General features: G+C 47.7%; 2 protein-coding genes and 1 pseudogene. All 3 read left to right on the top strand.

Features of this window, described 5'->3' with window-relative positions:
- Positions 1-319, top strand: a pseudogene (tuf, locus tag GY843_RS00375) (elongation factor Tu); the annotation flags it as partial.
- A 232-nt stretch (positions 320-551) separates the two neighbouring features.
- A complete protein-coding gene (gene rpsJ, locus GY843_RS00370; RefSeq protein ID WP_075174125.1) occupies positions 552-863 on the top strand; it encodes a 30S ribosomal protein S10 in 312 nt (103 codons plus the stop codon).
- A 123-nt stretch (positions 864-986) separates the two neighbouring features.
- Positions 987-1385 (top strand): 50S ribosomal protein L3 (gene rplC, locus GY843_RS00365; RefSeq protein ID WP_297305739.1); only part of this gene is annotated, 399 nt, incomplete at its 3' end.

Here is a 1385-nt window from a genome sequence, read left to right as displayed (position 1 = left end):
TGGTCAGGTACTGGCTGCTCCAGGTTCTATCACTCCTCACACTCGTTTCGAAGGTGAAGTATACGTACTGTCCAAAGAAGAAGGCGGTCGTCACACTCCATTCTTCAAAGGCTACCGTCCACAGTTCTACTTCCGTACAACAGACATCACTGGTGCTTGTGAGCTGCCAGAGGGTGTAGAAATGGTAATGCCAGGTGATAACGTACAGATGGACGTTACCCTGATTAACCCAGTTGCGATGGAAGAAGGTCTGCGTTTTGCGATCCGTGAAGGCGGTCGTACAGTAGGTGCAGGCGTTGTATCTAAAATCGTTGAGTAATTAATACTCGCTGATTTGAAAAAGCCCTCCTTGTGAGGGCTTTTTTGTGCCTGGGGTTTTAGCTCGGGGGTAGATTTAAATCTGTCCCCTATTTAATTGCTTGTTATTTGAGCAAATTATTTCTACTTGCTATTGACCTTGAGGTTCTGGATCAGTAATATTTGCGTCCCCCTGATTATAGGGGGAGGTCGGCTTATGCCGTTAATTTATTATTTGGAAATGTGTGATCGAAATGCAGAATCAGAAAATTCGTATTCGTCTGAAAGCCTTTGATCATCGCTTGATCGACTCTTCTGCGCAGGAAATCGTAGATACTGCAAAGAGAACAGGCGCTCAAGTACGTGGCCCGATCCCACTTCCTACTCGCAAAGAACGCTATACAGTTCTGATTTCACCTCACGTGAACAAAGATGCACGTGATCAGTATGAAATCCGTACTCACAAGCGTGTTCTGGACATCGTTGAGCCAACTGAAAAAACAGTTGACGCACTGATGAAGCTGGATCTTGCTGCGGGTGTTGAAGTGCAGATCAGCCTCGGCTAATAAGGCAACTGCGCAGAATTAATTTTAATTAATGAAGCGCTTATTTAGTGTGGAATGCTCTGGAAAGGGCAGCCGTAGTGGGTAACAGCCCCGTACACAACTGGCAAGAGGTTTTAAAAGAAAATGTCTGTAGGTCTTATCGGACGTAAAGCGGGTATGACTCGCGTCTTCACTGAAGACGGCGTATCCGTGCCAGTCACCGTCATCGAAGTGGAACCGAACCGCGTTACTGCTGTGAAAACAGAAGAAACCGACGGCTACACAGCAGTGCAGGTTACTACTGGTTCTAAGAAGGCTAACCGCCTTTCTAAGCCAGAAGCAGGTAACTTCGCAAAAGCTGGTGTGGAAGCTGGTCGTGGTTTGTGGGAGTTCCGCCTGTCAGGTGGCGACGAAGTCAACGTTGGCGAAGAGCTAACTGTTGCGCGCTTCGAAGCTGGTCAGAAAGTTGACGTAACAGGTCAGTCCAAAGGTAAAGGTTTCCAGGGTGGTGTTAAGCGCTGGAACTTCTCCATGCAGGACGCG

Source organism: Neptuniibacter sp., from assembly GCF_024231755.1.
Classification (GTDB): Bacteria; Pseudomonadota; Gammaproteobacteria; order Pseudomonadales; family Balneatricaceae; genus Neptuniibacter.
Note: the sequence above shows the minus strand (reverse complement) of the source record. Positions and strands in the feature narration are given on the sequence as shown.